This is a genomic window from Daejeonella sp. (assembly GCF_037719425.1).
In the GTDB taxonomy this organism is placed as follows: domain Bacteria; phylum Bacteroidota; class Bacteroidia; order Sphingobacteriales; family Sphingobacteriaceae; genus Daejeonella.
On record NZ_JBBJNI010000037.1, the window covers coordinates 24057 to 30056 of the forward strand.

6 protein-coding genes are annotated in these 6000 nt (G+C 45.5%); all 6 read right to left on the reverse strand.

Translation table 11 applies throughout. The features are described from left to right. Positions 1-514: 514 nt before the first annotated feature. On the reverse strand, positions 515-1627 hold the full coding sequence (locus tag WKF69_RS07000; protein ID WP_340380710.1) for a D-TA family PLP-dependent enzyme: 1113 nt from the start codon (positions 1625-1627) through the stop codon (positions 515-517). Positions 1628-1642: 15 nt separating this feature from the next. Continuing rightward, positions 1643-2731, reverse strand: coding sequence for a membrane dipeptidase (locus tag WKF69_RS07005; protein WP_340380712.1), 1089 nt, complete (start codon positions 2729-2731; stop codon positions 1643-1645). 8 nt (positions 2732-2739) lie between these two features. Beyond that, a complete protein-coding gene (locus WKF69_RS07010; RefSeq protein WP_340380713.1) occupies positions 2740-3141 on the reverse strand; it encodes a Rid family hydrolase in 402 nt (133 codons plus the stop codon). 17 nt (positions 3142-3158) lie between these two features. After that, positions 3159-4160, reverse strand: coding sequence for a 3-hydroxyacyl-CoA dehydrogenase family protein (locus tag WKF69_RS07015; RefSeq protein WP_340380715.1), 1002 nt, complete (start codon positions 4158-4160; stop codon positions 3159-3161). A gap of 38 nt (positions 4161-4198) precedes the next feature. Beyond that, on the reverse strand, positions 4199-5281 hold the full coding sequence (locus tag WKF69_RS07020) for a Gfo/Idh/MocA family oxidoreductase (protein ID WP_340380717.1): 1083 nt from the start codon (positions 5279-5281) through the stop codon (positions 4199-4201). Between the two features lie 104 nt (positions 5282-5385). Next, a partial coding sequence (locus WKF69_RS07025; RefSeq protein WP_340380719.1) for a GMC oxidoreductase occupies positions 5386-6000 on the reverse strand: 615 nt, incomplete at its 5' end.

A 6000-nucleotide genomic window follows, 5' to 3' on the forward strand; every position in this document is an offset into this window, starting at 1 on the left:
TTTTTTTTTCGGTTTTCATGATCATAGGTAAATAGTTTATTTTTTAGTTTGAATTTTGTAAACAGCTTGATAAGGTGATAATCACTTCATAAATCAACGAATATTTTTAACCCCGTTAAATCCGGTCTCTGATCTTAAGCGAAATCGCCTTCGAAACTCCGACTTAATTCCTGAATAATTATTAGTTATCTGGCGAGTCTCTATTAGTTCCATTAGTAATACCAAAGAGCTAGCGGTGTTTATATGGTATTTAAACTCCTTATCCTAAAACTCCCGGGTCAACATCTAGCCAAATATAATAGCTAAGCAGAGCAGATTCTGATACTATTACTTATAATAATGGTACTTTTTAAGAATTCTCTATACATTAGTTGTTGTCCGGACTTCCCCATGCCGGATACATACTCAATTCTAATAAACGTAAAGGCGATTGCTGGATGGCACTTAATTCCCTATTAACCGATAAGTTCATCTCGGTTTAAGAAGTAAAAAAACTATATATCGATTAACCTTTTCAACACGTAATTACCCGGTTTCTGGCAACAACCCTCCACTCATCTACTATTTCAGCATCTTCCACAATTAAAGCACGATCGAAGAAGGAAACAGTTGGGCAAATATGTATAGGGAGAGCGTATAAGACATCTCCAATCTTAAAGTTATGACCTTCCTCAAGCTCAATAACCATATGTTCTTCGCTATGGCTAAAAGGTTTCAGGCAGGTATGATTCAAAAAGTAAACCCTGTTTTGGAGATCGTTTTCTGAAGCGACCGACTTATACCCGAGATCTATACAGATTTTATTTTTATCGGGGAGAGACACAACTCTGGTAAGCACTAATGCTGCATACTGAAAGTCCTGCTCTGGCAGGGTGTCGCTATATCCTTTGTCCCAAAAAATAAATGTTCCGGGACAGCATTCAGTATTCTGTTTGGTTGAATGTATAACAAATGTGGGCGATCCTCCTGCTACCAGCAGGGGAAGCTGATGGCCTGCCTGTTCTATTTTTTTTCTTAGCTCTTCGGTTTCGTTGAAGTCTCTATGGCAATGAGCTGTTCTCTCCTCAAGATCAGAATCCCGTATATGCCCGTCATAGGCATGGAATCCTTTAAACTCAATGCCAGACAGTCTTTGCAATTCATTAAACAATTCAAATGCGTCTGCCGGTTTTATACCCGTACGATTCATCCCCACGTTCAGATCAATATACACCTGGAGGTTTCTGCGCTCTGTCCCCTGGTTTGACAGCGACTCAGAGAACAAACGGGCGGAACTAATATTGTCAACCAAACAAGAATATTTGGTACCGGGGTATTTATCAATAAGCTTCAGCAGACGGAGAAGCTTCGGCTTCACGGGCTGATAAGCCAGCAACACATCCCCGGCACCCGCCATGCCCAGCATTTCTGCTTCGGAGATAGTTGCAGCCTTAAACTTCCTGATCCCGGAATCCAGCATCATTCTGCATATCTCAACCAATTTATTGGTCTTAACATGGGGCCGGAGCTGCCCGGGATCTTGGACCATTGTCAAAACAAGGTTAATATTATCCTGAACCCGGTCCTTGTACACAAGGAGTGCCGGAGAATCGATAGTGTCTGCATTTTTAACGCCGTACCATTCCATGGGAAGCAAATTAAATCAGGCCCATGCTTTCCGCAGGAACCTAAGCCAGTTTTTATGAAATATGTTCTGGATATCCTCAGTTGAGTAGCCTCTTTTTTTCAGCATTCCGTTCAGATTCTGCAGATCCGAAATATCTTCCAGATCGTATGGAGATTGTTCCTTTCCATAAGCTCCGTCCAAATCGCTGCCAATGGCAACATTCAGGCTGTTACCCGCAAGCTGGCAGATGTGATCATAATGATCAACGATAAGCTCCAGGTGTACTCCTCTTTCTTTAGGGTCATCTTTACCGCGCACCCAATTATCCGTAAGCATCCAGGTGTCGAACACGCCACCGATCACGGCATCTCTTTCAATTAAAACCTTGATCTGATCGTCTGTCAATTGCCTTTGATTATCTACCAGTTTACGGCAGTTATGATGGCTTGCCCATACCGGGCCTTTATACATGGATGTTGCCTCTTCAAATCCCTGATCAGTAAGATGGGTAACATCCAGAATCATATTCAGACGGTCCATTTCGGCAACAAGTTCCTTTCCGGCGACTGTAAGTCCTTCGGTCCTGCCAGTCCCGGCTGCATAACGCCCCGGTCCATAATGTGCCGGGCCGCAAGCCCTGAGGCCATAACCGTAAGCCTTTTCCAGGTATGATAAGTTAACTAATGAATCGGCGCCCTCGAGACTAAGAATATAGCCCACGGGTTTTCCCTTGTCGGGGATAGTTTTGTCAAACCACAGCGTCAGATGTTTCTCCAGCTGTACCAGGTTTATGATCTGCACCATTTCGCCCTGATCTTCCATCGCGCGGTACCAGGCGAGCTGCGCCTGTGATATCCCCCAGGCAATTTCAGGTGAATTCCAGCCGGGAATAATACTGCCGGCTTCAACATAACGAGCGATCTGGGTAGCAACAACCAATCCGATATTCCCCTTACGCAGCTCAGGCAATGCCACTGTCCCAAGGGCCCGGTCAAGTTTGTCGGACATGCCCTTCTCAAGGTCCCGGATCTCGCAAACAGACCGTTTAAGATCCCGGTTCCATTCGATAGCATTCATCGCAAGATCGAGATGGCAGTCGAGTATAAACAGTGGTTCTTCAGTCATCAGGCCTCTTACTTCTTGCCCGCCCGGAATGCTATGGCATCAATCTCCACCTTAATGCCGTGGCCTAAAACCGACTGCACGGTGGTTCGTGCCGGCTTTACTTTAGTAAAGTAACTGGCATAAACCACGTTGTATCGATCAAAATCTTTTATGTCACTTAGATGAACCGTGCATTTAACAATATCATCCAATGTGAATCCGGCTGCTTCACAAATGCGCTTTACATTGTGAATGGTCAGATGCGTTTCCTCTTCTATCGTCCCTAAAACAAAAGAACTTGTTGTAAAATCTAAAGCAGCCTGCCCGCTTACAAACAGCCAATCGTTTGCTGCCTGGACCCCGGCAGAATATGCACCGGTACTGAATGATTTATCTGCCTTATCAGGATGGTGAATTTCAATTTTTTCCATTATCGATTTGGTTAATGTTATTTGCTTTTTTTCTCTTCTTCCAGCTTTGCCAGCCTTTTCTGAACCACGTCAAAGGGATATTTCATTGCCAGCTTCCGGATATCATAACTAAAATCAGCAAACGTCTCTTCCCACATTTTCGACTCCTCTGGCGTATACTTATAGAAGCCATGGCCGTTGGAAACACCTTTGCCCCCTGCTTTCACAATATCATCTATAAGTTTAGGAACATGGGTATCGTTACATAATGTCGGGTTAAGATCTTTCATAACATTATGATACGCCGGAACTCCGGTGAGGTCCATCCATCCGAACACCCCGACAAGTGTCATCCAGTAACCTGTATTATTACGGCAGGCCCGGTCGACATCCTCCACGGTGGCGTACCCGTTTTCCACCAGATAAAATGCTTCACGATACATAGCATACATCAACCGGTTGGTAATAAACCCGCGAATATCCTTTCTAACCAGGGTCGCTTCCTTATTCCAGTAATTTGAAAGCTCATGCAGGTATTCACCTTTTGAAATATCACTCTGCTCACCGCAGATCACTTCCAGAAAACGGGTGGTGTGAGAAGGCTCAGCCCAATGCAGGCCGAAGAAGCGATCAGGGTTTTTGGTCATTGTCTGCAGGATACTGATGGGAATGGCAGATGTATTGCTGGTCATTAATGCATCGTCCGCAATTACTGCTTCAATCTTAGCATATACTGTCTTTTTGATCTCTTCACTTTCAAGGGTGCATTCGATAGCCAGCTTAACGGGTTTCAACTGACCATAGTCTTCAGTAATGATCAGGTTCTTAAAATAGAATTCCGGATCTTCTGTAACCATTCCCTCCTCTTTTGCCTTAATGAAGTGTTTGCGGACACGCGACTCAGCAGTCGTCATATCCCCACTTATCGGAGCAATGGCTATCACGGGGTGCCTGGCCATAAGCAGGCAGGTGGTAATACTGCAGCCCATGAGCCCGAGACCTATAACACCTACCGGAATTTCACTTGTATTGATTGACATATCTTTTTTTTTGGATTGATTAGAGAGCTGATTCAATATTAAAGCTTTACCACCTGTCCTGTTCTCACTGATTCATCACAGGCAAAAGCAATGCGCAGGCTATTTACCGCATCATCGCCATGGTCGGTCAGATCAACATCCTCCAGAATGGCTTTCAGGAAATACGCCTGCTCGCGGTTACAAAGCTCCTGGTGATCTGGCTCATCCTGCAGATCGATCCAGGTATCTTCCTTTTCGAACAATTCGTCTTTTGTGAGACCGGCATGATGGAAACGTATCGATTCTGTTTTTGTATGGGCTTCGATGGACGAAGATTTCCCCACTGCGCCGGCTTCCTTGGCAACTATAGATACAGAACCTTTTGGCCCCACAACATCCTTAACAAAGAATGCTGTTTCACTCATCATAGGTCCCCAGCCAGCTTCATACCATCCCACTGAACCATCCTCAAAGCGAATCTGCAGCTGACCATAATTATAATTTCCTGCCGGGATATCTTCAGTTAAGCGCGCGCCGATAGCGTAGACCTGCATCGGTTTTGAGCGGGTCATCTGGCACATCACATCGATATAATGAACTCCGCAGTCCACGATCGGGCTTAGGGTATTCATCAGGTTGCGATGCAGCGTCCACATGGCGCCGTCGCTCTGCTGGTTAAGGTTCATCCGCATCACCAGTGGTTTGCCAAGCTCTCCGCTTAACTCAATAAACTTCTCCCATGAAGGATGGTGGCGCAGGATATAACCAACAACCAACTTTTTATTTGCCTTTTTACCTGCAGCAACCACCCGCCCGGCACCTTCCACAGAATCTGCTACCGGCTTTTCAATAAATACATGGCAACCAGCCTCGAACGCCTTAACAGCGTAATGCTCGTGAGTATCCGGATAAGTAGAGATACAAACTGCATCCGGGGCGGTGGCTTGCATCGCTTCATCCATATCCTCGAACAAAGGATACTTATCGTCCATTCTGGCATTTAATACTTCTTTTGATTTACCGCGGGACACAAGCCCGACGATATCGAATCCATCATTCGTGTGATAAGCCATGGCGTGCGAAGCGCCCATATTGCCGCAGCCTACTACAAGGACTTTTACCGGTTTAACTTGATTTGACATAGATACTTATATATTTTTGCAGATTTTTTATAGCGACGCTCAGAGTCTTTTGATTTCCATTTCTCTTATCCCACTTCTCAAATCTCATATCTCACTTCTATTCCTTACAAATTCCCCTTCTTCAATTCATTAACCGCACGATCGCATGCCCGCGCAGTAAACGCCATGTAAGTTAAACTTGGATTCTGACACGCATTCGATGTCATAAAGGCTCCATCTGTCACAAAAACGTTCTTGACATCATGCATCTGGTTCCACCTATTCAACACCGAAGTCTTAGGATCATGTCCCATACGGGCGGTGCCCATTTCATGGATTGCCATTCCCGGAACAGCACCCCTGTCGAATGTTTGTATGTCTTTCATTCCGGCGGCTTCAAGGATCTCGGCGGCATCGTTTTTCATATCAATTCGCATCTTGCGCTCGTTCTCACCGAACTCACAGTCTACCGCCAGCAATGGGATGCCCCATTTATCTTTCTTTGTCTGATCCAGGAAAGCACGGTTTTTGAACTCCGGCAAGTGCTCCCCAAAAGAGCCAAGCCCCATAACCCACGGTCCCGGTTCGGTCGTTTCTTCTTTAAATTCCTGTCCATAACCCATTTCAGGGATCGCCCGCTGCCATCCTGTGCGGCTTGCGCCGCCGCCATAATGGAAACCGCGCAGGTAATCCCGCTCAGGTTTATCTCCCAGGTTACGGTAGCGTGGAATATATACACC

What these genes read in the sequence shown, in the direction of transcription:
- WKF69_RS07000 (WP_340380710.1), bottom strand. Translation starts at nt 1,627, where the DNA reads ATGGAATGGTACGGCGTTAAAAATGCAGACACTATCGATTCTCCGGCA.
- WKF69_RS07005 (WP_340380712.1), bottom strand. Translation starts at nt 2,731, where the DNA reads ATGACTGAAGAACCACTGTTTATACTCGACTGCCATCTCGATCTTGCG.
- WKF69_RS07010 (WP_340380713.1), bottom strand. Translation starts at nt 3,141, where the DNA reads ATGGAAAAAATTGAAATTCACCATCCTGATAAGGCAGATAAATCATTC.
- WKF69_RS07015 (WP_340380715.1), bottom strand. Translation starts at nt 4,160, where the DNA reads ATGTCAATCAATACAAGTGAAATTCCGGTAGGTGTTATAGGTCTCGGG.
- WKF69_RS07020 (WP_340380717.1), bottom strand. Translation starts at nt 5,281, where the DNA reads ATGTCAAATCAAGTTAAACCGGTAAAAGTCCTTGTAGTAGGCTGCGGC.